Annotated in this window: 29 protein-coding genes and 2 pseudogenes; 16 read left to right on the top strand and 15 right to left on the bottom strand. The window is 64.5% G+C overall.

Annotation, left to right across the window (positions count from 1 at the left end; genetic code table 11):
* The first annotated feature begins 4 nt into the window (after positions 1-4).
* The gene (gene ftsH, locus LG661_RS12075; RefSeq protein WP_230532149.1) at positions 5-1,780 is read left to right on the top strand and encodes an ATP-dependent zinc metalloprotease FtsH; all 1,776 of its coding nucleotides are present in this window, start codon (positions 5-7) and stop codon (positions 1,778-1,780) included.
* A gap of 9 nt (positions 1,781-1,789) precedes the next feature.
* On the opposite strand, the gene LG661_RS12070 is transcribed toward ftsH, so the two are convergent.
* Both LG661_RS12070 and LG661_RS12065 read right to left on the bottom strand, forming a co-directional pair.
* The gene (locus tag LG661_RS12070) at positions 1,790-1,975 is read right to left on the bottom strand and encodes a hypothetical protein (protein WP_230532148.1); all 186 of its coding nucleotides are present in this window, start codon (positions 1,973-1,975) and stop codon (positions 1,790-1,792) included.
* Between the two features lie 128 nt (positions 1,976-2,103).
* Entirely contained in the window at positions 2,104-2,349 is a 246-nt protein-coding gene (locus LG661_RS12065) for a glutaredoxin family protein (RefSeq protein ID WP_230532147.1), read from the bottom strand.
* Between the two features lie 272 nt (positions 2,350-2,621).
* On the opposite strand from LG661_RS12065, the gene LG661_RS12060 reads away from it, so the two are divergent.
* From LG661_RS12060 to LG661_RS12050, 3 genes are all read left to right on the top strand, one after another.
* A complete protein-coding gene (locus LG661_RS12060; protein ID WP_230532146.1) occupies positions 2,622-2,861 on the top strand; it encodes a hypothetical protein in 240 nt (79 codons plus the stop codon).
* Between the two features lie 255 nt (positions 2,862-3,116).
* Positions 3,117-3,752, top strand: a complete 636-nt coding sequence (locus LG661_RS12055; RefSeq protein ID WP_230532145.1) for an SGNH/GDSL hydrolase family protein — start codon at positions 3,117-3,119, stop codon at positions 3,750-3,752.
* Between the two features lie 249 nt (positions 3,753-4,001).
* On the top strand, positions 4,002-4,484 hold the full coding sequence (locus LG661_RS12050; RefSeq protein WP_230532144.1) for a RidA family protein: 483 nt from the start codon (positions 4,002-4,004) through the stop codon (positions 4,482-4,484).
* A 13-nt stretch (positions 4,485-4,497) separates the two neighbouring features.
* Here LG661_RS12050 and LG661_RS12045 read toward each other — a convergent pair whose 3' ends face one another.
* Positions 4,498-4,878: a rhodanese-like domain-containing protein gene (locus LG661_RS12045; protein WP_230532143.1), complete on the bottom strand. Its 381-nt coding sequence runs from the start codon at positions 4,876-4,878 to the stop codon at positions 4,498-4,500.
* Between the two features lie 281 nt (positions 4,879-5,159).
* Between LG661_RS12045 and LG661_RS12040 the strand changes: the two genes are divergently transcribed.
* Entirely contained in the window at positions 5,160-5,768 is a 609-nt protein-coding gene (locus LG661_RS12040; protein ID WP_230532142.1) for a hypothetical protein, read from the top strand.
* Positions 5,769-5,882: 114 nt separating this feature from the next.
* On the opposite strand, the gene LG661_RS12035 is transcribed toward LG661_RS12040, so the two are convergent.
* The gene (locus tag LG661_RS12035; RefSeq protein WP_230532141.1) at positions 5,883-6,020 is read right to left on the bottom strand and encodes a hypothetical protein; all 138 of its coding nucleotides are present in this window, start codon (positions 6,018-6,020) and stop codon (positions 5,883-5,885) included.
* A 166-nt stretch (positions 6,021-6,186) separates the two neighbouring features.
* Positions 6,187-6,354 carry a 50S ribosomal protein L33 gene (gene rpmG, locus LG661_RS12030; RefSeq protein ID WP_027317288.1) on the bottom strand — a complete coding sequence of 56 codons (168 nt, stop codon included), beginning with the start codon at positions 6,352-6,354 and terminating at the stop codon, positions 6,187-6,189.
* A 255-nt stretch (positions 6,355-6,609) separates the two neighbouring features.
* Between rpmG and LG661_RS25090 the strand changes: the two genes are divergently transcribed.
* On the top strand, positions 6,610-6,972 hold the full coding sequence (locus LG661_RS25090; RefSeq protein WP_268995454.1) for a LysE family translocator: 363 nt from the start codon (positions 6,610-6,612) through the stop codon (positions 6,970-6,972).
* The gene (locus tag LG661_RS25085; protein ID WP_268995453.1) at positions 6,969-7,241 is read left to right on the top strand and encodes a hypothetical protein; all 273 of its coding nucleotides are present in this window, start codon (positions 6,969-6,971) and stop codon (positions 7,239-7,241) included. Before LG661_RS25090 ends, LG661_RS25085 begins: the two co-directional genes overlap by 4 nt.
* 3 nt (positions 7,242-7,244) lie before the next feature.
* Here LG661_RS25085 and LG661_RS12020 read toward each other — a convergent pair whose 3' ends face one another.
* The 5 genes from LG661_RS12020 to LG661_RS12000 form a co-directional block, all read right to left on the bottom strand.
* Positions 7,245-7,970: an NUDIX hydrolase gene (locus tag LG661_RS12020; RefSeq protein ID WP_230532179.1), complete on the bottom strand. Its 726-nt coding sequence runs from the start codon at positions 7,968-7,970 to the stop codon at positions 7,245-7,247.
* Complete coding sequence (locus LG661_RS12015; RefSeq protein WP_407666702.1) at positions 7,942-8,418, bottom strand: DUF983 domain-containing protein; 477 nt, start codon at positions 8,416-8,418, stop codon at positions 7,942-7,944. Before LG661_RS12015 ends, LG661_RS12020 begins: the two co-directional genes overlap by 29 nt.
* A gap of 9 nt (positions 8,419-8,427) precedes the next feature.
* Positions 8,428-10,743: a ribonuclease R gene (gene rnr, locus LG661_RS12010; protein ID WP_230532140.1), complete on the bottom strand. Its 2,316-nt coding sequence runs from the start codon at positions 10,741-10,743 to the stop codon at positions 8,428-8,430.
* Positions 10,744-11,101: 358 nt separating this feature from the next.
* Entirely contained in the window at positions 11,102-13,168 is a 2,067-nt protein-coding gene (parE, locus tag LG661_RS12005) for a DNA topoisomerase IV subunit B (protein ID WP_230532139.1), read from the bottom strand.
* A 172-nt stretch (positions 13,169-13,340) separates the two neighbouring features.
* Positions 13,341-13,976 carry a hypothetical protein gene (locus LG661_RS12000; RefSeq protein ID WP_230532138.1) on the bottom strand — a complete coding sequence of 212 codons (636 nt, stop codon included), beginning with the start codon at positions 13,974-13,976 and terminating at the stop codon, positions 13,341-13,343.
* Between the two features lie 139 nt (positions 13,977-14,115).
* Here LG661_RS12000 and LG661_RS11995 point away from each other — a divergent pair, with 139 nt between their 5' ends.
* Positions 14,116-14,304 carry a hypothetical protein gene (locus LG661_RS11995; protein ID WP_230532137.1) on the top strand — a complete coding sequence of 63 codons (189 nt, stop codon included), beginning with the start codon at positions 14,116-14,118 and terminating at the stop codon, positions 14,302-14,304.
* A 49-nt stretch (positions 14,305-14,353) separates the two neighbouring features.
* On the opposite strand, the gene topA is transcribed toward LG661_RS11995, so the two are convergent.
* Both topA and LG661_RS11985 read right to left on the bottom strand, forming a co-directional pair.
* A complete protein-coding gene (gene topA / locus LG661_RS11990; protein ID WP_230532136.1) occupies positions 14,354-17,044 on the bottom strand; it encodes a type I DNA topoisomerase in 2,691 nt (896 codons plus the stop codon).
* Between the two features lie 137 nt (positions 17,045-17,181).
* Positions 17,182-18,828, bottom strand: coding sequence for an isovaleryl-CoA dehydrogenase (locus LG661_RS11985; RefSeq protein ID WP_230532135.1), 1,647 nt, complete (start codon positions 18,826-18,828; stop codon positions 17,182-17,184).
* Between the two features lie 109 nt (positions 18,829-18,937).
* On the opposite strand from LG661_RS11985, the gene LG661_RS11980 reads away from it, so the two are divergent.
* The 7 genes and pseudogenes from LG661_RS11980 to LG661_RS25390 all read left to right on the top strand — a co-directional run bounded on the left by LG661_RS11980 (position 18,938) and on the right by LG661_RS25390 (position 23,375).
* On the top strand, positions 18,938-19,885 hold the full coding sequence (locus LG661_RS11980; RefSeq protein ID WP_230532134.1) for an aspartate carbamoyltransferase catalytic subunit: 948 nt from the start codon (positions 18,938-18,940) through the stop codon (positions 19,883-19,885).
* 14 nt (positions 19,886-19,899) lie between these two features.
* Positions 19,900-20,268, top strand: a complete 369-nt coding sequence (locus tag LG661_RS11975) for a DUF4406 domain-containing protein (RefSeq protein ID WP_230532133.1) — start codon at positions 19,900-19,902, stop codon at positions 20,266-20,268.
* A complete protein-coding gene (locus LG661_RS11970) occupies positions 20,268-21,563 on the top strand; it encodes a dihydroorotase (RefSeq protein ID WP_230532132.1) in 1,296 nt (431 codons plus the stop codon). The genes LG661_RS11975 and LG661_RS11970 overlap by 1 nt, the downstream gene beginning before the upstream one ends.
* Before the next feature lie 10 nt (positions 21,564-21,573).
* Positions 21,574-22,197 (top strand): glycerol-3-phosphate 1-O-acyltransferase PlsY, encoded by a 624-nt coding sequence (gene plsY, locus LG661_RS11965; RefSeq protein WP_230532131.1) that lies wholly within the window; start codon positions 21,574-21,576, stop codon positions 22,195-22,197.
* Between the two features lie 5 nt (positions 22,198-22,202).
* A pseudogene (locus LG661_RS25400) lies at positions 22,203-22,335 on the top strand (DNA-processing protein DprA); the annotation flags it as partial.
* Between the two features lie 85 nt (positions 22,336-22,420).
* Positions 22,421-22,946 (top strand): annotated as a pseudogene (gene dprA / locus LG661_RS25395) (DNA-processing protein DprA); the annotation flags it as partial.
* 84 nt (positions 22,947-23,030) lie between these two features.
* Positions 23,031-23,375, top strand: a complete 345-nt coding sequence (locus LG661_RS25390; protein WP_407666703.1) for a DprA-like winged helix domain-containing protein — start codon at positions 23,031-23,033, stop codon at positions 23,373-23,375.
* Between the two features lie 46 nt (positions 23,376-23,421).
* On the opposite strand, the gene LG661_RS11955 is transcribed toward LG661_RS25390, so the two are convergent.
* Positions 23,422-23,577: a hypothetical protein gene (locus tag LG661_RS11955; protein ID WP_230532130.1), complete on the bottom strand. Its 156-nt coding sequence runs from the start codon at positions 23,575-23,577 to the stop codon at positions 23,422-23,424.
* A 190-nt stretch (positions 23,578-23,767) separates the two neighbouring features.
* Positions 23,768-24,697: an AEC family transporter gene (locus LG661_RS11950; RefSeq protein ID WP_230532129.1), complete on the bottom strand. Its 930-nt coding sequence runs from the start codon at positions 24,695-24,697 to the stop codon at positions 23,768-23,770.
* Positions 24,698-24,874: 177 nt separating this feature from the next.
* Here LG661_RS11950 and arfB point away from each other — a divergent pair, with 177 nt between their 5' ends.
* Positions 24,875-25,297, top strand: a complete 423-nt coding sequence (gene arfB / locus LG661_RS11945) for an alternative ribosome rescue aminoacyl-tRNA hydrolase ArfB (RefSeq protein ID WP_230532128.1) — start codon at positions 24,875-24,877, stop codon at positions 25,295-25,297.
* A gap of 24 nt (positions 25,298-25,321) precedes the next feature.
* Here arfB and LG661_RS11940 read toward each other — a convergent pair whose 3' ends face one another.
* A complete protein-coding gene (locus LG661_RS11940) occupies positions 25,322-25,702 on the bottom strand; it encodes an SPW repeat domain-containing protein (RefSeq protein ID WP_230532127.1) in 381 nt (126 codons plus the stop codon).
* Between the last annotated feature and the right edge of the window lie 45 nt (positions 25,703-25,747).

Here is a 25,747-nt window from a genome sequence, read left to right as displayed (position 1 = left end):
GCCAGTGACCGATGTTCTCGAGAAAGCAAGAAAGCTCTTGGCCCGAAAGGGCGTAGCCCTGGCGGCAGCGCTTCTGGTCCTTGCCATCGTGGCGGCCTCGATCGCGCTGCCGAAGCTCCTGGCGGAGTCCGTTCCCGAGATCACCTATTCCGCATTTTCGCGCGAGCTGGCCGAGAAAAAGGTTACGAAGGTCCTGGTCGAGGGGAAGGGGCTCTCGGTTACGATTGGCGACAGGACGGCCTTTGTCCGCCTGCCCAGCGGACTGGTGAGTACCGAGACCATCGACCGGATGACGGCAGCCGGCGCGGAGGTGGATTTCACGAAGCCCGGATTCGATCCCGCCCATGTGGCTAGCATCCTGGTTCCGTTGGTTCTGGTGGGAGCGGTGCTGGTGCTTCTCGCCGTCCAGACGGATTTCAAGCCGGCCTCACGATGGCCTCGGGTGATCCGGAACATTCCCGATCGTTTCGACAATGTGGCAGGTCAGAACGAGGCCAAGGCGGAGCTGCAGGAGGTGATCGCCTTCCTGAAGGACTCGGAAGCCTTCACTAAGGTCGGGGCGCGCATTCCCCGCGGCCTCCTGATGATCGGTCCGCCCGGAACCGGCAAGACCCTGATCGCGAAGGCGCTTGCCGGAGAAGCGGGCGTGTCTTTCCTCGCAGTGTCGGGCAGCGACTTCTCCGCGCCGCTCGTGGGTGTTGCGAAGGGGCGTGTTTCCAAGCTCTTCCAGCAGGCCCGCAAGCGCGCGCCCTGCCTCATCTTCATCGATGAGATCGACGCCATCGGCCGCAAGCGCGGTGGCGGGGGCTCATCGGCGGCGGATCGCGAGTTCGAGGGAACGCTCAACCAGCTGCTCGTGGAGATGGACGGCTTCAACACGACCGAGGGCGTGATCGTCATCGGAGCCACCAACCGGGTGGATGTGCTCGATCCTGCCCTCCTTCGTCCGGGCCGCTTCGACCGGCAGGTCCATGTCGGGCTTCCCGATATCGCCGGCCGCGAGGCGATCCTCGAAGTGCATGCGAAGAACGTGAAGCTCGCGCCGGGTATCGATCTGTCGACCATCGCAAGGGGAACTCCAGGTTTCTCGGGCGCCGATCTCGGCAATCTCCTCAACGAGGCCGCGATTTTCGCTGCCCGTGAGAACGCCGCAGCGATCACTCGCGATCACCTGGAGGCTGCTCGCAACAAGATCATCATGGGCTTGGAGCGGCGTACGCTCGCGATTTCCCCGGAAGAGCGCCGCCTCGTCGCTGTGCACGAAGCGGGCCACGCTCTCTGCGCCTGTCTCGTCTCGGGATCCGACAAGGTTCACAGCGCCACCATCGTGCCCCATGGCCAGGCGCTTGGTCTGGTCATGAGGCTGCCGGAGCATGACCGCTTCTGCATCCCGGTCGAGAAGCTGGAGGCCGACCTTGTCGTCGCTATGGGCGGCCGCGCGGCGGAGGAGGTGGTGTTCGGCCCGAAGAAGGTCACCACGGGTGCGGCGAGCGATATCGCCCAGGCCACAGATATCGTGACGCGCATGGTCACGGAGTGGGGCATGAGCCCCGCGATCGGCATGGTCCGAGTCGCGCGCCAAGGCGAGAACCTGCCGCGCGAGGTCGAGCAGGAGATCCGTCGCATCATCGAGGAGATGTACGACGCGGCGAAGGCCTGTATCGAGGAGAACCGGGACCGGCTCGATGCCCTTGTCGATGCGCTTCTCGAGCACGAGACCATCGACGGCGACGAGGTTCGCCGTATTGTGGCGGAGCAGGTCGAGAGGCTTGCCGCCTGAAGCGGCCCGTCAAGCCTCTTGCGTGCTCAGTACCTGCAGTGCCGATCCACAATCGGCGCAGGTTCCGAGTTCCGGTGAAGCGATGATCTGCGACGTGCCGCATTCCGGGCAGCCCTTGAGCGCCATCCGAAGGGAGCTTTGCATGCGCGTTGCACTCTCACGGAACGCCTCACTGGCCTGAACGATCTGTTCCATCACGGCCGCCTCCTTCCGAGGAGCTGTGATGGTGCGCTTGCGAGGACGTGCCGTCAATCGGGCAGGGCGTCTTCACGGATCGGAATGCGGGGCAGTCCGGAAGGGGTGGTGCGTTCGGACACGCGGCCCTAGGATTCGACCATATTCTGGCGAAGCCACTGAACGATGTCGGCACTCTCCAGCAGCGGCCGGCCGTCGATCACGAGGCAGGGTACCTGCGATTTCCCGGTCAGATCGGCAAGCTGGTCCTGCGCCCCGTCTACTTCGGTGATCTCGATATAATCGATCCGGTCCCTCAGCCCGTTCGCGTCGATGAAGTCGCGCACTTGAGCGGAATAGGGGCATTGCCACCGATGGAAGAGCTGGAGGTCCAAAGCAGGATTCCTTTCAGGGGAGGGATTGTGCCCGATCACTTGAGCGAGCGTCGGCGCCAGCGCAGGAAGGCGGCGATCCCGACGATAATCGCGGCGAGGACGATGATCCCGGCGATGATGGTCAACCAGATCAGGCCGCCTTCCATGGATGATCTCCGCTCAATGTCCTTCGCCAACGCCCTTCGTCGGCGGCCTGTTCCTTGCACGCTCTGCAGCTTGTGACCCTGGATGTTTCCCTTAGATATCGAGAAAGCGAAACGGCAGAGCGCGAGATGAGCAGGATACGATGGCAGCAGGACGGTGTGGCCGGCGTGCCGCTCAACCGCCATATTGGATCCGTTGGTGCGGTGGAGGTAGGAAGCGTAGCCTATGACGGCTCCAACCGCTTCTGGATCTGGTCCACGCCCCTGCAGGAGGACGCCTGGGGCTATGGCCAGACGGAACAGGCTGCCAAGGCCGCCTTCGAGGCGTGGCTCACGCCATGGTTGGGAAACTTCAGGGACTTCTTCTAGACGCCCGAACGGTGAAATCCGGCTGATCGTCAGGTCCGCATTCTGTTGCGTCTGCTTGAACTTAGTGCCCGTTTGAAAATAGGCGCCTACCCCAACATGCAGGGAGAGCGGCCGATCCGGTGCGCTAAATGTTGTGCCATCGGGCAATTCTCAAACGGGCTCTAAGACCAGTCCGGTCCCGCTGCTGGCATTGCGCGAAGCCCGGAACAAGCGGCGCTGCTGTCATGTTGTCGCCGGGCGGAGTTTGGAGGCTCTATGAATCATGTCGTTCTCCTAGGAGACAGCATCTTCGACAACGGGGCTTACGTTCGGCGCGGCGAGCCCGACGTGGTGACCCAGGTGCGGGCGAGGTTGCCGCGTGGAGGACAGGCGACACTGGCCGCCGTCGATGGAGCCGTTACGGCAAATGTTGCAGGCCAGCTGAGCAGGATGCCACCGGATGCGACGTATCTCGTTGTGAGTGTCGGCGGCAATGACGGGCTCGGGAACCTGTCGGTCATGCGGGAAGGTGTGCGCTCCGTGGCGGAAGCCATGGAGCGCCTGTCGGCAGTGCGGGAGGCATTCGCCGCCGACTATCGGAGGATGATCGATGCCGTCCTGGCGCGCCGCCTGCCGGTCGCGGTCTGCACCATCTACAATGCCCGCTTTCCCGACCCGCAGGAACAGCGCCTTGTCCTGACGGGCCTTGCCATCTTCAACGATGTCATCACTCGCGAGGCCTTTGCCCGGCGGCTTCCACTCATCGATCTACGGCTGATCTGCAACGAGCCCGACGATTACGCTAACCCCATCGAACCCTCTGCCAAAGGCGGTGATAAAATCGCCGCGGCGATCGTTCAGGCGACCGCCGGGAATACGACCCTGCCGAGATCTCAGGTCTTTGCAGAGTAGCGCCCTCAGAGCGCCAGCAGAGCGGTGATCAGCAATGCAAGGGCAACGACGCCGCCTGCGAAGCCGAGAACGGTCAGAATATTCGTGCGGTGATCCGGGTCCATTATGCCTCCGTAAAGATTGTGAGCCCGTTCAACGCCGGAAAGCCTGGATGGTGTCCGCGTGACCGGATTTCAACGGATCCTATGCGCTTGGGCCACAGGCTCGTGACGATGTATTCTCAGGCTCCGGACAGGCATGGAGGGTAGGATGAAGGCTGAAGCAAGGCTTAAGGAGCTCGGGTTGCTTCTGCCCAAGCCGCTGCAGACGCCTCCGGGAATCGTTCTGCCGTTTCCCTGGGTTCATGTGCGCGGCGACCGCGCTTTCGTCTCGGGTCACGGCCCTCAGGATGCCGATGGCTCTCTGGCTGGACCGTTCGGAAAGGTGGGAGACACGATCTCAATCGAACAGGGGCGGGAGATCGCAAGGAAAGTCGGCCTGTCGATGCTCGGCAGCCTCAAGCGCGAGCTGGGCAGCCTCGACCGGATCACAGGCTGGTGCCGGGTCTTCGGCATGGTGAACTGCGCGCCGGGCTTCGACAGGCCGCCGACCGTTATCAACGGCTTCTCGGAGCTGATCCTCGACGTCTTCGGGCCGGAAATCGGTCGGCACGCCCGTTCCGCTATCGGCGTTGCGGGACTGCCGTTCAACATCGCCGTCGAGGTCGAGGCGGAAGTGGCGATCTCAGTCTAGCGGTCTCGATCTATCAGGCCGGCTCCGTATCGATCCCGGCTTCCGCGAGATCCTTGAAGCCGCCGATATTGAACACGGCGGTGTAGCCCATGTCCTGGAGGGTCTGGCCGGCAAGGGCGGAGCGCCCTCCGGATGCGCAGTGCAGCAGGACCGTCTTGTCCTTCTGGAAGGCCGGATTGTGGTACTGGCTTTCCGGATCTGCCCGGAATTCCAGCATCCCGCGCGAGACGTTCAGCGCACCCTTGATCCGGCCCGTCTGCTGGACCTCCGTCGGGTCGCGGACATCCACGACGAGCACATCCCCGGAGCGCATCCTCTCGGCCGCTTCGGCAGGGGACAGCTTCGGAACGGCAGAGTTTGCCTCCGCCAGCATATCTTTGACGTTTCTGGGCATCCGCTCTCTCCAGCTTGCGCAGCAACAAGAGGGAGGCTCCGTCCGCCGCGGATTCTTGTCAACGGCGCATAAGGGAGGGGGGATCTGCCGGAAGAGCAAGAAGGCTGTTCCCCGATGGGAGGATGCATGCGAAGCAGCTTCCAGGCGCATAAAAAGCCTGTCCTGGCTTGCGGCCCTAAATCGTTGCATTCGAACGAGAATTGATTGGAGTACGGGAAACTTTCCGGCAGCAGCGGAATTGATCGAGCTGAAGGGTAAGCCCCCTTCATGCGAGGTCGCCCATGAAAAAGCTCACACTGCTTGCCGGCGCTGCTCTCATCACCTTTGCAAGCGTTGGTTCGGCTCATGCCCAACGGGCCTATTACGGCCATGGCTGGCGCCACGGTTATCACCACCACTATTATCGCGGAAATCGCTGGAACACCGGCGGCGCGCTGGCCGCAGGCCTGATCGGCGGTGTCCTGCTCGGCGGGCTTATCAGCGCAGCGACAACCCCGGCCTATTCCTACCCGGCCTACTACAGCTATCCCACCTATAGATACGGCTATGCTTACCCGGCCTACGGCTATTCCTATCCGGCCTACCCTTACAGGGCTGCTTATTACGGCTACGGCCGAAGCTATGGTTACGGTCCCTACTACGGCTACCGCGCTCCGGTCGTGAGGCGGGTGGTCTACCGCCCACGGGTCGTCTACCGCGCACCTGTCGTCTACCGTCCCGTCCGGGCCTATCGGGGCCGCGTCGTTTACAAGCAGCCGCGCGCCGTTCGCGCCCTGTATCACCAGCGCAGCCCGCGGGGTCGCATCGTTCGCACCGTCCGGCGTGATGTGGTCACCACCGGCGCCATCCGCGGCAAGCGCAAGGCGGTGAGGGCGCATTCTCGCCGGTAGCAGGCTTGAATTTTTCGGGACGGGCTTCTCTCGTCTCGAAAAGGAACCGCCCCAATGGGGGCGGTTTTTATTGGGGCCAACGGGTGTTCCGACATCCCGCTGCGGCATGCGCATTCAGGCGATCATGATCGCCGAGGCGGTCATGGACGAGAACTCATCCATCGCCAGCGCCGATGCTTGAAGATCGATATATGTGTCGTCGCCATAAGCCTGGAGACCCGCATCGACCAGTGCCAAGTTGCCGTCGGTCATTCCTGCGATAAGGTTGGCGGAACCCGCCCTCTCATTTGGGTTGAGGACAAGCCCATGATCGGCATCCAGTAGAACGGGCCCGCAGATCCACCAGCCTGTTCCCCAACAAAAAACCGCCCCGATAAAGAGGCGGTTTCTCAATCTCAGGCCGTTTGGCTCGGAAGATTTACTTAATCTTGGCTTCCTTGAATTCGACGTGCTTCTTGGCGACCGGGTCGTACTTCTTGAAGCTGAGCTTCTCAGTCATCGTGCGCGAGTTTTTCTTCGTCACATAGAAATAGCCCGTGTCGGCGGTGGAGACGAGCTTCACTTTGATCGTTGCGGCTTTGGCCATGGCGGACCTCTTTGTTCGGTTAAGCGGTTCCGGTTGGCTTGAGCCTTGGCCGAAACGCAAAGGCCGGGCGAACCCGGCCGGAAAATCGTGACGATCCCATGCCCCATTATGCCGGGTTCGTCAAGGGTGAATGGTGCGGGAGAGGGTGCTCCGCGTAGCTGCCGCCTCGGAAATTCGGTGGGCGCGGGCATCCGTGTTTACGGGCATTCCGGCGTCGGATAGGCCTAGTCGATCCATGATTGGGATGGAAAAGCCATGATCGAGATCGCTGCTACCTTTATTGGGGTCCTCCTGGCCCAGATCTCGCCGGGCCCGAACCTGATGGCAGTCTCGTCCGCCGCGCTCGGCAGCGGGCGCGGAGCCGGAATCGCAACGGCGGCCGGGGTCGCCACAGGCGTGGTCATCTGGGCGATTCTCTTCGCTTTCGGCGTCGGAGCGCTGCTCCAGGCCTTTCCGCAGACGCTCACGGCCATGCGCTTCCTCGGTGGAGGCTATCTGATTTACCTGTCCCTGAAGGCCTTGCGTACGGCCTTTCACGGGTCCGGGGGCGGTCCGCGGCTAAGCAAGCCGAAATCCGGCTGCAGGCCGCCTATCGGCGGGGCCTTCTGGTTGTCATGACCAATCCCAAGGCCGCGATGATGTGGGTAGCTGTCTCCATGTATCTTGCAGCCTCCAGCCTCTCGACACCGCAGTTCCTGGCCTTCGGGCTAGCTGCTTCCGCCTCGGCCATGACGATCTACGGCGCTTATGCGCTGCTCTTCTCGACGGGCTTCGCCATGCGGGCCTATGCCCGATTCTTCCGGTTCGTCGAGGGTATCTTCGGGGCGGTTTTCGGGATGATCGGCGCCAAGCTCGTCATCGACGGAGTGCGCGAGGTCAGGGGCTGACGCTTACAGCTCTTCCCGCACGAAGCGGCTGCGCTTCTGGTAGAAGAAGGGCACCGGAAGATGGTGTCCGAAACCCGCTGCGATGCGGGCCTCCAGCTCGCCCAGGATGATTGTCGTGATCGGAGGCAGGTCCAGGGCCTTGGCCTGATCGATCGTCACCCATGTCAGCTCAACGAGTTCGGCTTCCGGGCTGACAATGCCGTCGACCTCTTCGGCGATGGCAGTGCGGTCGACAGCGAAGAATCGGGTATCGAAGCGCCTCACGCGTTTCGGGGGCGTAATGGCGCGGCCGATGAAATGGAGCGCTTCGAGGTCGGGGTAGACGCCCCGCTCCAGAAAGGATGCCCAGGCGGTGCCGTCTGGCACGCTCTCCGGGTTGCCATACTCCTTCGTGCCGAGAAGCAGCCCCGTTTCCTCGAAGGTCTCGCGGATCGCGGCCAGAGCCAGCGCGCGGCAGCGCTGCGTCGAGGGGCGGGTCACCCGCGCCATGAGCGCCTGCTCCGCCCGTGGGTGGAGCGCGCCGGTCACCGTCATGGACCGGTCGCCGACCTCGATCCGCCCTCCGGGGAAGACGAACTTGCCCGGCATGAATTTCAGGCCCGCATGGCGCTTGCCCATGAGAACCTTCGGGGTCTTGGGCTTGCGGTCGATGATGATGAGGGTAGCGGCGTCGACGGGACGAAGGGCCGGTGCCTTGGGGTTAGACTCTGCGGAAACGAGGCGATCCATCCTCGCCAAGGTCTCGATATCCGTCACGTGCGTTGTCCTCGTCGGCGTTCTTTTTGGCTCGGGCTGCTTCGAACCCGTGCATACCTAGCGCGTATTGGAGCCCCACGACAGCGCCTTTGACGGGCTGGAGCAGGAGAAGACATAGGATCAGCGTCAAGGTCGGCCAGATCGCGAGATGCGCCCACATGGGCATCTCGAATCTCGTCTCGGTCACCAGGATTCCGTAGCCGATCAGGTGGCCGACAATGAAGATGACGAGGTAGGGCGGAAGATCGTCGGCCCGGTGGTGGTGGAACTCGGTGCCGCAGGAATCGCACTGGTCTACCACCTTGAGAAAACGTCCGAAGAGGCGACCCCGGCTGCAGGCAGGGCAGTGGCCGGCCAACCCTCGCCGCATGGCGGGGATGGCCTTCACGTCGCCAGAGGTCGTTTCACGGGTCTGAGGCATCGTCGTTCCTTACCGGCCGTGGCTCTGCCGCCTGGCCTTCACTTTCACCGAAGTGCGGCGGCTTCTGTCCGCCGTCTTCTGTCCGCCGCGCATCTTCTGGGATCCTTTCTTGGAGCCGGAGGGACTGCCTGTGAAGCGGCCCTTCGTCAGCAGCTCGAAGCGCAGCGCACCTGCGACGGGGGCAGCCTCGACCAGCCTGACCTCGACCCTATCGCCGAGACGGTACGTCTCGCCCGTGCGCTCGCCCTGCATGGAATGGGTGCGCTCGTCGTAGCGATAATAATCGTCTCCGATGGTGGAGGCCGGCACGAAGCCGTCCGCCCCGGTCTCGATCAGCTTGATGAAGAGACCCGCCTTCGACACGCCCGAGATCTGCCCCTCGAATGTGGCCCCGATCCGGTCGGCGAGGAAGTGGGCGATCAGGCGGTCGATTGTCTCACGCTCTGCCGCCATGGCCCGTCGCTCGGCGGCCGAGATACGGGCGCTGACCTCGATCAGATCCGCGCGGGTGGTGTCGGGCGGAAGGCCGTCCTTGCCGAGCTTCAGCGCCGTAATCAGCGCCCGGTGCACGACGAGATCGGCGTAACGGCGGATGGGGGAGGTGAAGTGAGCATAGCGGCGCAGGTTCAGACCGAAATGGCCATAGTTCTCCGCCGAGTATTCGGCCTGGGATTGGGAGCGAAGCACGACCTCGTTGATGAAGAGCTGGTGCTCCGAGCCCTCGACGCTACGCAGGATCCGGTTGAAGAGCTCAGGTTTCAGGGCTCCCTGTGCGGGGAGCTTCAGGCCGATGGAGGCCAGCACTTCGCTCAAGGCCCGCATCTTCTCGAGCGACGGCTCGTCGTGGACCCGGTAGATCAGCTCGGATTCAGCCTTTTCCAGGCTCTCGGCCGCAGCGACATTGGCGAGGATCATGAACTCCTCGATGAGCCTGTGGGCTTCCAGCCGCTCGGGCACGAAGACCCGGTCCACCGTCCCGTCGGGCTTGAGCACGATCTTGCGTTCGGGGAGATCGAGGAAGAGCGGTTCGCGGACGTCGCGCGCATTGCTGACTGCGGCACAGGCTGCCCAGAGCGGCTTCAGGATCGGCTCGAGGATCGGTTTTGTGGTCTCGTCCGGCCGTCCGTCGATGGCGGCTTGTGCTTGGCTGTAGGAGAGCTTCTCGGCCGAGCGCATTATTACCCAGTGGAACGTATGGCTCTTCTTGCGGCCGTCTGCGCCGATCACCATCCGGACTGCCAGGGCAGGGCGGTCCTCACGCGGTCTTAAGGAGCAGAGGTCGTTCGAGATCCGCTCCGGCAGCATGGGCACCACGCGGTCCGGGAAATACACGGAATTCCCGCGCTCCAGTGCCTCCCTGTCCATCGCCGATCCCGGGCGCACATAGGCCGCCACGTCGGCAATGGCGACCGTGACGATGAAGCCGCCCTCGTTCTTCGGGTCGTCGTCAGGGACCGCATGGACGGCGTCGTCGTGGTCCTTGGCGTCGGGCGGGTCCATGGTGACGAGGGGAAGATCCCGCCAATCCTCGCGGTCGGCCATGGAAACCGGCTTCACGCTCTCGGCCTCGTCCAGCACCGCCTTCGGGAACTCGTTCGGGATGTTGTGAGCGTAGATCGCGATGAGGCTGACGGCCTTCTCCGACTTCACCGACCCCAGGCGCTCCACGACCTTGGCCGTCGGCAGGCCGAAGCGGCCGTGCTTCGTGACCGAGGTGGCGACGAGATCGCCATCCTGGGCTCCGGCCTCGTCGCCGGGCCTGATCTGGAGCTCCTGGTCCCGGGCCTTCTTGTCGGTGGGCACGAGCCGACCGCCGCCTTCGGGCAGGGCACGAAAGATGCCGAGAACCTGCGCCGGTTTCTTGGCGATGATCTTCGTCACCCGGCCCGCGTAGCGATGGATGTCGCCTTCCTTTAATGGGTCGACCCGAAGCAGCGCCCGGTCGCCGACACCCGCCGTCGGCATGCCGGGGCGCGGCTTGCGGGACGGCATGATGATGATGGTGGGAATGGAGCCGTGCTCTTCCTCGTCCCACTCGGTGGGCACGGCGATGAGTTCGCCATCCCGGTCGCGCTTGACGATGTCGGCCAGCACGACGGGGGGCAACTGGCCCGCCTTGTGCATCGTCTTGCCCCGGCGGTCGAGGACGCCCTCGATCTCGAGGTCCTTCAGCAGCTGCTTGAGCCAGATCCGATCGCTGCCCTTGATGTGGAAGGCCTGCGCGATCTCGCGCTTGCCGACCTTGCCCTGTGCATTGGCGATGAAGGCAACGACCTCCTCGCGCGAGGGAAGGGCGGCGGCTGGGTCTTTAGAGCGTTTGGCCAAGAGAGAATGCCTGTCGAATGTGTCACGCCTTGTCGCATGCAAGCTTGGCCGCGGCTAGTCCGGGCCGCTCACCTTCTGATGACGCATGGGCGGGGCGAGGGATCCATGCGCCCTTGCACGAACTGCGCAAGGCAAAAAAAAGGCCCCCTTCCGGGAGCCTTTGAGGGACCGGCCCGTGGGGGCAGAATGGACCGGTGATGCCTTGTCAACGAGCGGGATCAAGGAAGGTTCCAGAAAAAATCAGAAAATTTTTCGATTTTTTTAGGCAGGCTCGTAAGCTATTGAATTCAAAGACAAATGGGTTGGGCGGGCATCGGAAGAAGGCGGCAGGAGTTTCCATGCCGCCTTCTTCCACGTCTCAAATGTCCAGGTCCGCCTCGTCGGCGAAGGCGGCGCGCTCCTGAATGAAGGCGAAGCGGGCTTCAGGCTTGTTGCCCATCAGGCGTTCGACCGTGTCATTGGCCTCGGGCTTGTCGTCGGCCGCGACCACCACCTTCAGGAGCAGGCGCTTCTTCGGGTCCATGGTGGTTTCCTTCAACTGGGCCGGAAGCATCTCGCCGAGGCCTTTGAAGCGGCCGATCTCGACCTTGCCGCTGCCCTTGAAGACGGTCTTCATCAGCCGTTCCCGGTCCGCATCGTCCCGGGCATAGGCCGATTTCGTACCCTGGGTCAGGCGGTAGAGGGGCGGAACCGCGAGATAAAGGTGCCCGTCATCGATCAGCTTCGGCATCTGCCGATAGAAGAAGGTGATGAGCAGCGAGGCGATATGGGCGCCGTCCACGTCCGCGTCGGTCATGATGACGACCTTCTCGTAGCGCAGGTCGGCGGCCTTGTAGTGGGAGCCCGTGCCGCAGCCCAGCGCCTGGACGAGGTCCGCGAGCTGCTGGTTCTGGTGCAGCTTGTCGCGACCGGCGGAGGCCACGTTCAGGATCTTGCCGCGTAGGGGGAGCACGGCCTGGATCGCGCGGTCGCGAGCCTGCTTGGCGGAGCCGCCGGCCGAGTCGCCCTCGACGATGAAGAGCTCGGAGCCCTTCGCGCCGGCATTGGAGCAATCCGCCAGCTTGCCGGGCAGGCGCAGCTTGCGGGTTGCGGTCTTGCGGGCGACTTCCTTCTCCTGGCGGCGGCGCAGGCGCTCCTCGGCCCGGTCGATCACCCAGTCGAGGAGCTTGTTGGCCTGCTGGGGCGCAGCCGCGAGCCAGTGGTCGAAGGTGTCCCGGATCGCGTTCTCGACGATGCGGCCGGCTTCCACGGTGGCCAGCTTGTCCTTGGTCTGGCCCTGGAATTCCGGTTCGCGGATGAAGACCGAGAGCATGGAGGCGCAGGTCGCCATCACGTCGTCGGTCGTCACCGCCGCCATGCGCTTCTGCTGGCCCACGCGCTCGGCGTGGTCGCGCAGCGCGCGGAGGAGGGCGATGCGCAGGCCGTTCTCATGCGTGCCGCCTTCCGGCGTCGGGACCGTGTTGCAGTAGGAGGTGGAGAACCCATCCTCATTCGTCATCCAGGCGACGGCCCATTCGAGGGAGCCGTGGCTGCCGGGCTTGGTGATCTTGCCGGAGAAGATCTGGTCCGTGACGAGCTCCTTCCCCTCGATGTCGTGGAGGAGATAGTCCTTCAGGCCGTTAGGGAACTTGAAGGTCGCTTCCGCCGGAACGTTGTCGACGCCTTCGACCAAGGAGGGAGCGCATTTCCAGCGGATCTCAACCCCGCCGAAGAGATAGGCCTTGGAACGCGCCATCTTGAACAGGCGGCGGGGCTGGAAATGGGCATCCTTGCCGAAGATCTGATGGTCGGGCTTGAAGCGCACCTTCGTGCCGCGCCGGTTGAGCACGCGGCCGACGGTCTCGAGTTTGCCCTGCGGAGTGCCGCGGGAGAAGACCTGCCGGTACAGGGTCTGTCCGCGGGCGACCTCGACCTCAAGGATTTCTGCCAGCGCGTTCACGACAGAGACGCCGACGCCGTGAAGGCCGCCGGAGGTCTCGTAGACCTTCGAGTCGAACTTACCGCCTGCGTGCAGCGTGGTCATGATGACCTCGAGCGCCGACTTCTTCGGAAATTTCGGGTGCGGGTCGACCGGAATGCCGCGCCCGTTGTCGGTCACGGAGAGCCAGCCGCCTTCCTCCAGCTCCACCTCGATGAAGGTCGCGTGGCCCGCCACCGCCTCGTCCATGGAGTTGTCGATCACCTCGGCGAAGAGATGGTGCAGGGCCTTCTCGTCCGTGCCGCCGATATACATGCCGGGCCGGCGGCGGACGGGCTCCAAGCCCTCCAGCACTTCGATGGCGGAGGCGTCGTAGCCGGCCTCGCCCGGCGTTCCCTGCGGAGCCGTCCGGGCGACCTTTACCGCCGCATTTCTGGCCGAGGCGGCCGCTGCCCGTTTCACGGGTGCGGCGCCGCTGCCCCCGAAGAGATCGTCATTGTCGGTCATTGGGACCTTGGTCCGTCGTGATGATTCGCGTTGCTGTACTTTATATCCCATACCGTTTTTATACGTGAACAAAACGGAAACGGAAAGAAGTGTTCGAGGTCAAAGGCCACAAAAAATCGCTCCTGGGAAGCCCTCCTGCCGCCACACCCTCATCCTGACCGGGAAAGGTGAATCAATCGGAACGAAGCGGCGCCAGAGGTTTCGGCCGAAGGTTGGGGGCCGAGACGATGGCAAGCCCCCAGACCGCGCCGGTGATCAGTTCGGCGAGGGGAACGGGAAAAATCTCCTGCAACTCCCAGGCGGCGACATAGGCCAGCCAGATGGCCGTTCCGAGGCCCAGCCAGATGACGAGCAGGGTGCGGAGGCGGGCGCGCAGCAGCCCGTGGCGCAGGAGCCAGAGGCTCAGAACGGCTCCGGGCAGCAGCCCCACCACCATCCGGATCCACAGATCGGCGTAGTCATCACCGGTAATGAAGAACAGCCGGCCGAAGGGCGAGCGCGGCTCCTCGTCCGGCAGGTTGCCGAGATCGAAGACCATTCCCCATTCGAAAGTTCGCCATATGGCGTAGGAGACCGCAATCCAGAGCGGAATCCTCCATGTGGGCCAGCGCCACCACGAGAGGGACAGGATGCTGACCAGAAAGACCGCAAAGCTGGCATAGATCATTGCCCGGCCGGGAAGCTCGGTGACATAGGGCAATCCGCCGCCCGCAACCCGGTTCAGGACGCCGCAAGCGGTGATGACGACGGCCGCCAGAAGGAGGTCGCCCGAACGGCGGGCCCATTTTCGAGAATGCGCTGGGTTCATGCGGGACTAACGCCGGCGGGCGCATATCGCCGAAAGACTAATCTCCTAAATATCGTCTTTCGTAGGGGGGGCTGGAACCGTTTAGTTCCTATTCACGTTGGGAAGTTAAGCTTGCGGCTTAATGGGAGACGGGCTGACGATGACGACGCGCACGACCTTGCAACCAGCAAAGAAGCTCCATCTGGACCGTGCCGCGCGCCACGCGGGCGAGGCCTTCGCCTTCGACGAACCGGATACCGCTCCCGCCGTCAAAAGCACCTTTGGGTCGAACATCCTCTGGCTGTCCATGGCCGTGACCGCTGCCCTGGGGCTTTGGCTGGCCTTCTAGCTCACCGGATGTGAGGCTTTGGAAGTTTTTAAGGCCGGTTGAGCCCTGCTCAACCGGCTGATGCTTTCTTGGCAGCCTTCTTTGCCGTGGAAGCTTTCTTCGCAGGGGCCTTCTTGGCTGGCGCCTTCTTGGAAGCGGCCTTCTTGGCCGGAGCCTTCGCCGCTGCCTTCTTCGCAGAAGCCTTGCGGCCCCGGGCGGACTTCTTGGAGGGACCGGCAGCGCGGCGCGCGTTGAGGAGCGCGAGAGCCTCCTCCAGCGTCACCGCCTCCTGCGACACAGTCTTCGGCAGGGTGGCGTTGATCTCGCCATCGGTCACGTAGGGGCCGAAGCGCCCGGCCTTCACCACGATGGGCTTGCCCGAATCCGGATCCTCGCCCAGCGGGCGTCCCGGATCGGCCGCGCCACGGCGCGCGCCGCCTCCGCCGCTTTCCTTCGTCACGATGAGATCGATGGCCCGGTTTGCGCCGATCTCCAGCACGTCGTCGCCTGCACCCAGGTTGGCGTAGGTCTTGCCGTGCTGGACGTAGGGGCCGTAGCGCCCGATGCTCGCGAGGATAGGCTCGCCCGTTTCGGGATGGGTTGCGACCTGCCGCGGCAGCGACAGGAGCTTCAGGGCCTTCTCGAGATCGACTTGGGCAGGCGACATACCCTTCGGCAGGGAGGAGCGCTTGGGCTTCTCGCCTTCCCCGAGCTGCACGAAGGGGCCGAAACGGCCGTCCCGGAGCGTCACCTGCTGTCCGGTGTCAGGATCCTCGCCCAGCACCTTCACGCCAGGCTGGCCGCCGTTCTCCGTCGAGCCCTCGCCGTCGCCCTCGACACCGCTGGCAGCAAGCTGGCGGGTGTACTTGCACTCGGGGTAGTTCGAGCAGCCGATGAAGGAACCGAACTTGCCGAGCTTGAGCGAGAGCTGGCCGCTGCCGCAGCTCGGGCACGTGCGCGGGTTGGACCCGTCGCCCTTGTCCGGGAAGATGTGGGGGCCCAGCAGTTCGTTCAGCGCGTCCAGCACTTCCGTCGTGCGCAGTTCCTTCGTCTCGCCGATGGCGGTGGAGAAGTCCTGCCAGAACTCGCGCATGACCTGCTTCCAGTCGATCTCGTTGTTCGAGACCCGATCGAGCTGCTCCTCCAGATCCGCCGTGAAATCGTATTCCACATAGCGGCGGAAGAAGCTCTCCAGGAAGGCGGTGACGATCCGGCCCTTGTCCTCGGGGACAAGCCTTTTCTTCTCGATCTTCACGTATTCGCGGTCGCGCAGGGTCTGGAGCACGGCGGCATAGGTGGAGGGGCGCCCGATGCCGAGTTCCTCCATGCGCTTGACCAGCGAGGCTTCCGAATAGCGCGGCGGCGGCTCGGTAAAGTGCTGGGTCGCATTGATGCGGCGGCGCTCCAGGGAATCGCCCGCCTTCATGGGCGGCAGGCGGCCCTCGTCCTCGTCCCCCTCGTCGTCCTTGCTCTCGTTGTAGAGCGTGAGGAAGCCGTCGAACTTGACAACTTGGCCGGTGGCGCGCAGGTCGAGCTTGCGCGGACCCACCTGGGCCGTGATGTCTGCGGTGGTGCGCTCCAGCTCCGCCGATTCCATCTGGCTCGCGATAGTGCGGGTCCAGATGAGGTCATAGAGCCGGGCCTGCTCGGGCTCGAGATACTTCGCCACGTATTTCGGCAGGCGGCTCATGTCCGTCGGGCGGACGGCCTCGTGGGCCTCCTGGGCGTTCTTGGCCTTGGTCGTGTACTTGCGCGGCACGCCCGGCACGTAGCGGTCGCCGTATTCCTTGCCGATCACCCGGCGGGCGGCCTGTACCGCCTCCGGGGCCATGTCGACGCCGTCGGTACGCATGTAGGTGATGAGGCCGACCGTCTCGCCGCCGATATCGACGCCCTCGTAAAGCCGCTGCGCGATGCGCATGGTCTGGGCAGGTGCGAGCCCCAGCTTGCGCGAGGCCTCCTGCTGCAGGGTCGAGGTGGTGAAGGGCGGGTAGGGGTGGCGCTTGGCGGGCTTGGCCTCGATGTTCGCCACCGAGAAGGTCGCAAGCTCCAGGTCCTTCTTGAAGGCTTCGGCGTCTGCTCCGTTGCCGATGTCGAGGCGCTGGATCTTCTTGCCATCCGCGCCGACGAGGCGCGCGTCGAACACGCCGCCATCCTTCGTGGCGAGCGTGGCGATAAGCGACCAGTATTCCCTGGGCTTGAAGGTCTCGATCTCCAGTTCGCGGTCGCAGACGAGGCGAAGCGCCACAGATTGTACGCGGCCGGCCGAGCGCGCCCCGGGCAGCTTGCGCCAGAGCACGGGGGAGAGGGTGAAGCCGACGAGATAGTCGAGAGCGCGGCGGGCGAGGTAGGCATCCACCAGCGCCTGGTCGATCTGGCGCGGCTGGCGAAGCGCCGCCTGCACGGCATCCTTGGTGATGGCATTGAAGGTCACGCGCTCGACGGGCAGGTCCTTCAGCGCACGCTTCTCACGCAGGGCCTCGATCACGTGCCAGGAAATCGCCTCGCCTTCGCGATCCGGGTCGGTGGCGAGGATGAGCTTCTCGGCACCCTTGATCGCCTTGGCGATCTCGGAGACCCGCTTCGAGCCCCTGTCCTCGAGCGTCCAGATCATGCGGAAATCGGCCTCGGGGTCGACCGAGCCGTCCTTGGCGGGCAGATCGCGGATATGCCCAAAGGAGGCCAGGACCTCGTAATCCTTGCCGAGATACTTGTTGATCGTCTTGGCCTTTGCAGGCGACTCGACGACGAGGACTTTCATGGACGATTTCCCGTAAATGGCCGAGAACGGATGCCCCGCTGCACAGGCAGGGAATACCTGCCGAGGGGAGCAGCCGTGGGGCGGGATAAGTGGTTGATGATTGCGGACAAGTCAAATCGAACTTGTTCGCGCCAGTGTCATATGGTGGCGAAACCCCTGTCCAGCAAGGGTTTGAGGGCTGCCCCCGGATCATTCGCGCCGATCATCCGGGCAGGCGATGCGAGGCGGGTGAGGGCGTAGGCTTCGCTGATTTCAGGGGGCGCGGAACGGGACAGCGCCGCGGCGGCGGCAAGGGTGAAGAGCCGGTCGGCGATGAATCTTGCCTTGCTTGCCGCCTCGGGCGAGCGGAGCGCCAGGGCGATATCCCGGGCCGCGTCCGTGGCTCCCGGAAGTCCGCCCGCTTCCGCCGTGAAACGTTCGAGAACGGAGGCCGCCACCTCCGGTTCCCGGCCCGCGGCGCGGAGGATGTCGAGGGCGATCACGTTGCCCGAGCCCTCCCAGATCGCGTTGACCGGAGCCTCCCGGTAGAGCCGGGGCAGAGGGCTTTCCTCCACATAGCCATTGCCGCCCAGGCATTCCATGGCCTCGTAGAGAAGGCGGGGGGCGGCCTTGCAGATGCCGAACTTGGCCGCGGGCGTCACGATCCGGGCGAAGGCTGCCTCGCGCCCGTCCTCGCCGGCGCGGTCGAAGCTCCCGGCCGTCCGCAGGGCCAGAGCCGTCATGGCCTCGTTCTCAAGGGCGAGGTCCGCCAGCACCATCCGCATGGCGGGCTGATCGATCAGCCTCTTCTGGAACACGCTGCGGTGGCGGACGTGATGGAACGCGAGCGCCAGCCCCATCCGCACGAGCCCGGCGGAAGCCACGGCGCAGTCGAGGCGGGTCAGCTGCACCATCTCGATGATGGTGCGCACGCCCCGGCCTTCCTCGCCGATGCGCCACGCGAAGGCCCGGTCGAATTCGACCTCGGACGAGGCATTCGAGCGATTGCCGAGCTTGTCCTTCAGACGCTGCAGGCGAAGGGCGTTGAGCGATCCGTCCGGCCTGAAGCGAGGCACGAGGAAGCAGGTCAGCCCGCCGGGTGCCTGCGCGAGCACCAGAAAGGCATCGCACATGGGTGCGGACATGAACCATTTGTGTCCGGTCAGGGCATATTCATCTCCGACCGTGCCTTCCGCCCGGGTCGTATTGGCGCGCACATCCGTTCCGCCCTGCTTCTCGGTCATCCCCATCCCGAGGGTGACGGCAGATTTCTCCCAGAAGGGGATGAAGCGCGAATCGTAAGTCCGTGAGAGGATCCTCGGCAGCCACTCCTTCAGCCGCTCCGGGGCGGATGCCAGGGCCCCCACAGAGGCGTGGGTCATGGTGATGGGACAGACATGGCCGCTCTCAACGCCCGCCACCGTATAGATCCGCGCCGCCCGGGCCACATGGCCTCGGCTTGTCAGGCGGCCGGGTTCGGAGGCATCCCAGGTCGAGGAGTGGAGCCGGTCCGCCATGCTGGCCCGCATCAGCGCATGATAGCCCGGGTGAAACTCCACCGCATCGATCCGGTAGCCCCGCGCGTCATGCGTGCGCAGCTTCGGCGGGTTCTCATTGGCGAGCCTGCCGAGGTCGAGGCGCTCCGCGCTGCCCCAGGCCGCGCCGAACCCGATCAGCCCCTCGGCCTCCGGCTCGACCCCGTTGGCCTCGAGCGCATCGAGCAGCGGCCGGTCGCCTGCGACGAGATTCACGTCGCCGAAGGGCGGGGTCTGGTTGAAGATCTCGTGGGTGTCGAACGGGGGCATGACAATCGGTCCGGGAGCACAGTCCTTATTATTCTAGACCGCCGGAGCCCGTTGCGAAGAGAGCCCGCTTGCCGCTCCCTGAAAGACCGCCTATAGCCATCGCTTTAAGATGACAGACGCGCCCCGATCCGCTTTTCCCCACCGCCATCTCCTCGGAATCGAGGGGCTCTCCCCATTGGATATTCAGGCGCTCCTCGACTTGGCCGACGCCCAGGTCGAAGTGAGCCGGCAGGTCGAGAAGAAGAAATCGACTCTCCGGGGACGGACCCAGATCAACCTCTTCTTCGAGCCCTCCACCCGCACGCAATCCTCGTTCGAGCTCGCCGGCAAACGGCTCGGGGCCGACGTGATGAACATGTCGGTCGCCTCCTCCTCCGTGAAGAAGGGCGAGACGCTGATCGACACGGCGGCGACGCTCAACGCCATGCGGCCGGACCTCATCGTCGTACGTCATCACGCGGCGGGCGCGGTGCATCTCCTGGCGCAGAAGGTCGATTGCTCGGTCGTGAATGCGGGCGACGGCGCGCATGAGCATCCGACCCAGGCGCTTCTCGACGCGCTCACGATCCGCCGCAACAAGGGGCGCATCGAGGGACTCACGGTCGCGATCTGCGGCGATATCCTGCATTCGCGGGTGGCGCGTTCCAACATGATCCTTCTCGCCGCCATGGGCGCGCAGGTGCGCCTCGTCGCGCCGACGACCCTGCTTCCGCCCGGTATTGGGCGTCTCGGCTTCCCGACCTTCACCGACATGCGCGAAGGACTGAAGGACGCGGACATCGTGATGATGCTGCGCCTCCAGCGCGAGCGCATGAACGGCTCCTTCGTTCCCTCCGTGAAGGAGTATTTCCGCTTCTACGGCCTCGATCAGGAAAAGCTCGGCTTCGCCAAGCCCGATGCCCTCGTCATGCATCCCGGCCCCATGAACCGAGGTGTGGAGATCGCCTCCGAAGTGGCCGACGGCGCTCAGTCGCTCATCCGCGAACAGGTCGAAATGGGCGTGGCCGTCCGTATGGCGGTGCTGGAAGCGCTCGCAAGCCACCTGCCGAACAGGTGAGGGGAAAGAAAAGCATGACGACGCCTCTCATGATCCTTGTCGCCGGTCCATATCGTTCCGGCACAGGCGACGACCCGGTGAAGATCCAGGCCAATGTGGACGCCATGATGGAGATGGCCCTGCGCCTGTTCCGGGCCGGACACCTCCCGGTTCTCGGCGAATGGTATGCGCTGCCGCTGATCGAGTTCGCCGGCTCCGAGCGGATCGGCGATGCAGTGTTCGATGAGATCTTTCACCCGATTGCCCGCCGTCTCGTCGCCAAGTGCGATGCCTGTCTGCGGATCGGCGGACCCTCCGCAGGGGCGGACGAGATGGTCGCCCTGGCGAGGGAGAACGGCAAACTCGTTTTTCACCGATACGAAGACATTCCAGGCTGCGCGTAATGACCTCTGACCGCCCTCTGCTGTTCAAGAACGCCTGCCTCGTCGATCCCGCCAGCGGGCGAGAGGAGACGGGGGGGCTGCTCGTTCGCAACGGCCTGATCGCCGATGTTGGAGCCCAGCTCACGAGTGTCGCCGATGCGCAGATCGTCGATTGCGAAGGCCAGGTGCTCTCGCCCGGCCTCATCGACATGCGTGCCTTCATCGGCGAACCTGGCGCCGCCCATCGCGAGACCCTCAAGAGCGCGGGCGAGGCGGCGGCGGCAGGCGGCGTGACCACCATCGTGTCCATGCCGGACACGAACCCGGTTCTCGACGATCCGGCCATTGTCGATTTTGTGCGGCGCCGCGCCCGCGACAACTGCCTCGTCAACGTGCGGCCCGCCGCGGCCCTGACCAAGGGCCTGAAGGGCGAGGAGATGGCGGAGATCGGTCTGCTTAAGGACGCGGGGGGCATCGCCTTCACCGACGGCGCGCGCTCCGTCACCAACGCACAGGTCATGCGCCGGGCGCTGACCTACGCCCACGATTTCGACGCGCTGATCGTCCATCATGTGGAAGATCCCGACCTCGTGGGGCAGGGCGTGATGAACGAGGGCGAGTTTGCCGCCCGCCTCGGCCTCCTCGGCATTCCGCGCGAGGCGGAGACCGTCATGCTGGAGCGCGACATCCGCCTGGTGCGCCTCACCGGCGGGCGCTACCACGCCGCCATGATCTCGACCGCCGATTCGGCGGAGATCGTGCAGGCTGCGAAGGCAAGGGGACTTCCGGTCACCTGCGGCGTCTCCATCAACAACCTGGCTCTCAATGAGAACGACATCGGCGATTACCGCACCTTCCTGAAGCTCTCGCCCCCCTTGAGGCACGAGGATGACCGGCAGGCCATGATCGAGGCGCTGGCCGATGGGACCATCGACGTGATCGTCTCCGACCACAATCCACAGGACGTTGAGACCAAGCGGGTGCCTTTCGCCGAGGCGGCCGATGGAGCCGTGGGGCTCGAAACCCTGCTCTCGGCCGCCCTCCGCCTCGTCCATTCGGGCCGCCTTTCGTTGCCCAAGCTTCTGCGCGCCCTGACCTTGAGACCCGCGGAAATCCTTGGGCTTCCGGGCGGTCGGCTCTCGATCGGCGCGCCCGCCGATCTCATCGTCTTCGATCCGGATGCGCCTTACGTCGTCGACAAGCGCCAGCTCCATTCGCTGTCCAAGAACACCCCGTTCGACGAAGCCCGTCTCGAAGGGCAGGTGACGTTGACAATGGTTGCGGGCAGGATCGTATTCGACCGCCATACGATGTAACGAGACAAGAATGACCGATTCCGCAATCGTCCCCGAAGCAACAATCTGGGTCACCATCCTGCTCGCCTGGGTGGTGGGCTACCTGCTCGGGTCCATCCCGTTCGGCGTGATCCTGACCCGCATGGCGGGGCTGGGCGACGTGCGCAAGATCGGCTCCGGCAATATCGGCGCCACGAACGTCCTGCGCACGGGACGCAAGGGGCTGGCCGCAGCGACCCTGCTGGGCGATGCCCTCAAGGGTACGGCTGCGGTGCTGATCGCCTATGCCCTCTGGGGCGAGCAACTCGCCACCATCGCGGCTTTGGCCGCCTTTATTGGCCACCTGTTCCCGATCTGGCTGAAATTCAAGGGCGGCAAAGGCGTTGCGACCTTCATCGGGGTGCTGATCGGTCTCAAGCCCCTGGCGGCGCTGATCTTCGCCGCGGTCTGGCTGGGGCTCGCCTTCACGACGCGCTACTCGTCCCTGTCCGCCCTCGTCGCCAGTGCTGCGACCCCTGTCGTCCTTTGGCTTCTCGGTGAGCCCAGCATGGCCGGCATGGCGGTGATCCTGGTGGCGCTCCTGTGGTTCAAGCACTACGAGAACATCAGCCGCCTCCTCGCCGGCACCGAGGGCAAGATCGGGCAGAAGGGATAAGCGGGATGCGCCTGACGGACGAGCAGCGGCTCGACTGGCTCCGCCTCATCCGGTCGGAGAATGTCGGTCCGCGCACTCATCAACCAGTTCGGTGGAGCCTCCGCCGCGTTGGACGCCCTGCCGGACCTCGCCCGCCGGGGCGGGCGCCTGCTCCTGAAGGTGACGAGCCGCGCCGAGGCCGAGAAGGAAATCGCGGCCGCATCCAGGCTCGGCGTCCGCTTCATTGCCATGGGCGAACCGTTATCCGAAGGCGCTCCAGGCCACCGACACCGCGCCGCCGCTGATTGCCGTGCGCGGCTCGGCCGAGTCCCTCTCGAAGCCTTGTGTCGCCATCGTCGGCTCGCGCAACGCCTCCGCAGCAGGGCTGACCTTTACCGAGCCTTTCGCGGCAACTCGGCGAGGCAGGGTTCGTCGTAGTGTCGGGCCTTGCCCGCGGCATCGATACGCGGGCGCACAGGGCGACGCTCGGAACCGGCACCGTCGCGGTGCTCGCGGGCGGGCATGACCGGGTCTACCCGTCTGAGAACGAGCCTCTGCTGCACAAGATCGTGGAGGAGGGTGGGGCAATCGTCTCCGAGATGCCCTTCGCCTGGGAGCCTCGGGGGCGGGACTTCCCGCGCCGTAACAGAATTGTCTCCGGCCTGTCCTACGGCGTCGTCGTGGTAGAGGCGGCGCGGCGCTCCGGCTCCCTCATCACGGCCCGCTTCGCTCTGGAACAGGGGCGGGAGGTTTTTGCCGTTCCGGGATCACCTCTGGATCCACGAGCGGAAGGCACGAACGACCTCATCCGTGAGGGCGCGACGCTCTGCGCCGGGGTTGAGCACGTCACCTCCGTGCTGGAGCCTCTCATCGCTGCCGGGCCGCGCCTCGACAGCAGGGCCGAGGAGCCCTCGCATCCTGCTGGAGCCGAGGAGCTTTGGGACGAACTCGACCTGCCTGACATCGGCCGGGCTCCGGTCGGACAGGTCGCGCCTGACGAGGCTTTCGCCCAAGGCGGGAATGATGCCGCTACGGACCTAATCGGCCTCCTCGGGCCATCGCCGATCGCCATCGACGATCTCGTGCGCCAATCGGGGCTTCCGATCCGAATGGTGCAGATGATCCTGCTCGAGCTTGAGGTTGCGGGACGCCTCGAACGGCACGGCGGAAACGCCGTCTCCCTGATCGCCGGCCGGTGAGACCGGAGTCAACGGAAAGCTGGAGCAGGTTGTCCTAGGGAATGTCCTAGCGGTCCCTCTCATCGCTCTGGACAGCCCGAATCGCCTCAAGCCGCGCCATGTCGAGGAGGTATGCCAAAAGAACGAGCTGGGCCCGGCGCGCCAGATAGGACAGCTCCGCCGAGAACTCCGCGACGTACTGGGCCGTTTCCGCCGAGGACATGCCAGTCGCACCCGAATCGTCGGTCCGTTTCGCCGTGGCTCGGTCACAGGGTGGCGAGGCTTTGATGGAGCGGCGCGGGGCTTTGGACATGGAGGGCCGAACTGTCTCTATGTTTCACTCCGCCTAGTTAGCAGCACAACCAAACATAACACAAGGCTGGCTTCTTAACTGGCAGTTGCAAAATCTGCCCTCACTCCACCAACACGGCGATCAGGAGTGGCATCGAGACCAGGGCCAGCAGTGTCTGGAGGGTGAGGATCTCGGCCATGAGGGCGGCATTGCCTCCCATCTGGCGCGCTAGGACATAGGCGGCGCTCGCCGTCGGCACGGAGGCTGCGATGATGGTCACGACGATGTCGTCGCCCCTGACCCCCAGGTACTGGGCGAGAGCGACTGCCGTAACGGGAAGGAGAACGAGCTTGAGTCCGCAGGTGAGGACGTGCGGAATTCCGGGCCGGGCGAGGCGGCGGATATCCAGTCCCGCACCCACGATCAGAAGGCCGGCCGCGAGCGCAGCGCGCCCGATGATCTCGATATAGTTGGCCAGAGGCTCCGGCAGGGGCGGCGCGAGGAGATTGAGCGCGAGGCCCACAGCGCAGGACCAGATAAAGGGGTTGGTCACGAAGGAGCGCAGGATATCCCAGGGGCTTCGCTTCGGCTGGCCCGCATAGCGGATGAAGACATAGAAGGCGAGAAGGTTGAGCAGCGGCACCATGGCTGCGATCGCCACCGCGATCAGGGCAATGCCCCGCTGCCCGAACAGGCTTCCCGCCACGGCGAGCCCGACGAAGGTGTTCCACCTGGTCGAGCCCTGGAACACCGAGGTAAAGCTGGGCCCGTCGATGCCGAAACGGCTCTCCAGGAGCGGTCTCAGCGCCAGCACGAGCACGGACATGCCGAGGATGGCTCCGACCAGCGCGCCACCGACCCCGAGGACCGGCACGGAGGTGAGATCCGCGCGGGAGAGCGTGTCGATGATGAGGGCCGGGAAGAAGATCACATAGGTGCCGCGCTCGATCCCGACCCATTGCTGGTCGTTCACGAAACCCGTGGCGCGGCAGAGCCAGCCGGTGGCGATGATGAGAAAGGTGGGGATAAGGCTGGCGAAGACAGCGGACATGGGGATGAAGCCGGATGAGGAGACCGATATCCGCTGGAAAGAACTCAATCTGCAGAATACGGGCGGGCAGGAGGCGATTAGACCGGATTATCCCGGGCGACAAGCCAAGGTTCGGCTTCCATGGACAAGTCAGGCGCTCCGCCCCAATTTTAACCTTCGCTTCCCGACCGAGGCCCTATGATCCAGGTGACGAATTCGATCGCGCTCGACGAGGCGGAGCTTCAGGAGAGCTTCATCCGCTCATCCGGTCCCGGCGGCCAGAACGTCAACAAGATCGAATCGGCCGTGCAGCTGCGTTTCGACGTGCGCAATTCGCCTTCCCTGCCGGAAGACGTGAAGATGCGTTTGGAAAGGCTTGCCGGGAAAAGGCTTACGAGCGAGGGCGTCTTGATCATTACGGCCCAGCGGTTCCGCACGCAGGAACGTAACCGTGAGGATGCGCTCCAGCGCCTTCTCGACCTGATCCGGCAGGCGACCGAGCGGCCAAAGCCGCGACGCCCCACCAGACCCACGCTTGCCTCCAAGCGGCGTCGCCTGGAGGCAAAGGGTCGCCGCTCGGAAATCAAGAAAGGCCGCAGCGGAAAGCCGGGTCTCGATTAGGAGAGCCGGTTGCCGAGCGGACGGTCAACCATAGTGCCGCCGCGCGCCGACCTCCGCCGTGTCGGGTGTCGTATGCGTCGTCAGGGCGACGCCGATCTCCATGAGACCGATGATGACGTGCGGCCAGAAAACGAAATCCGCAAAGCCGAACAGCCAGGGGGATACAAGCAGGAGCAACCCGCCGATCGCATCGACGCCAAGATGGACGGGCAGGGGGATCAGGTGAGCCAGTGACAGCTCGTAATCCGTCATCAGGCTCATGATCAGGATACCGGCGCCGACGATCATCGGGACCCACTGGGCAGCCCCTCCATCGGCGAAACCGAGGACGAACGGCGCGGCGATAAGCAAGAGGCCGGTGAGATAGTCGATTACGCCGTGAACGCGGGTTGGAATGAAACGCATGGCAATCCTCGCTCGTCTCGCTCAAGTGTTGACGATCTCGTACGG

The organism is Microvirga roseola (assembly GCF_020866965.1).
Taxonomy (GTDB): domain Bacteria; phylum Pseudomonadota; class Alphaproteobacteria; order Rhizobiales; family Beijerinckiaceae; genus Microvirga; species Microvirga roseola.
This window is presented reverse-complemented; position numbering and strand designations above follow the sequence as displayed.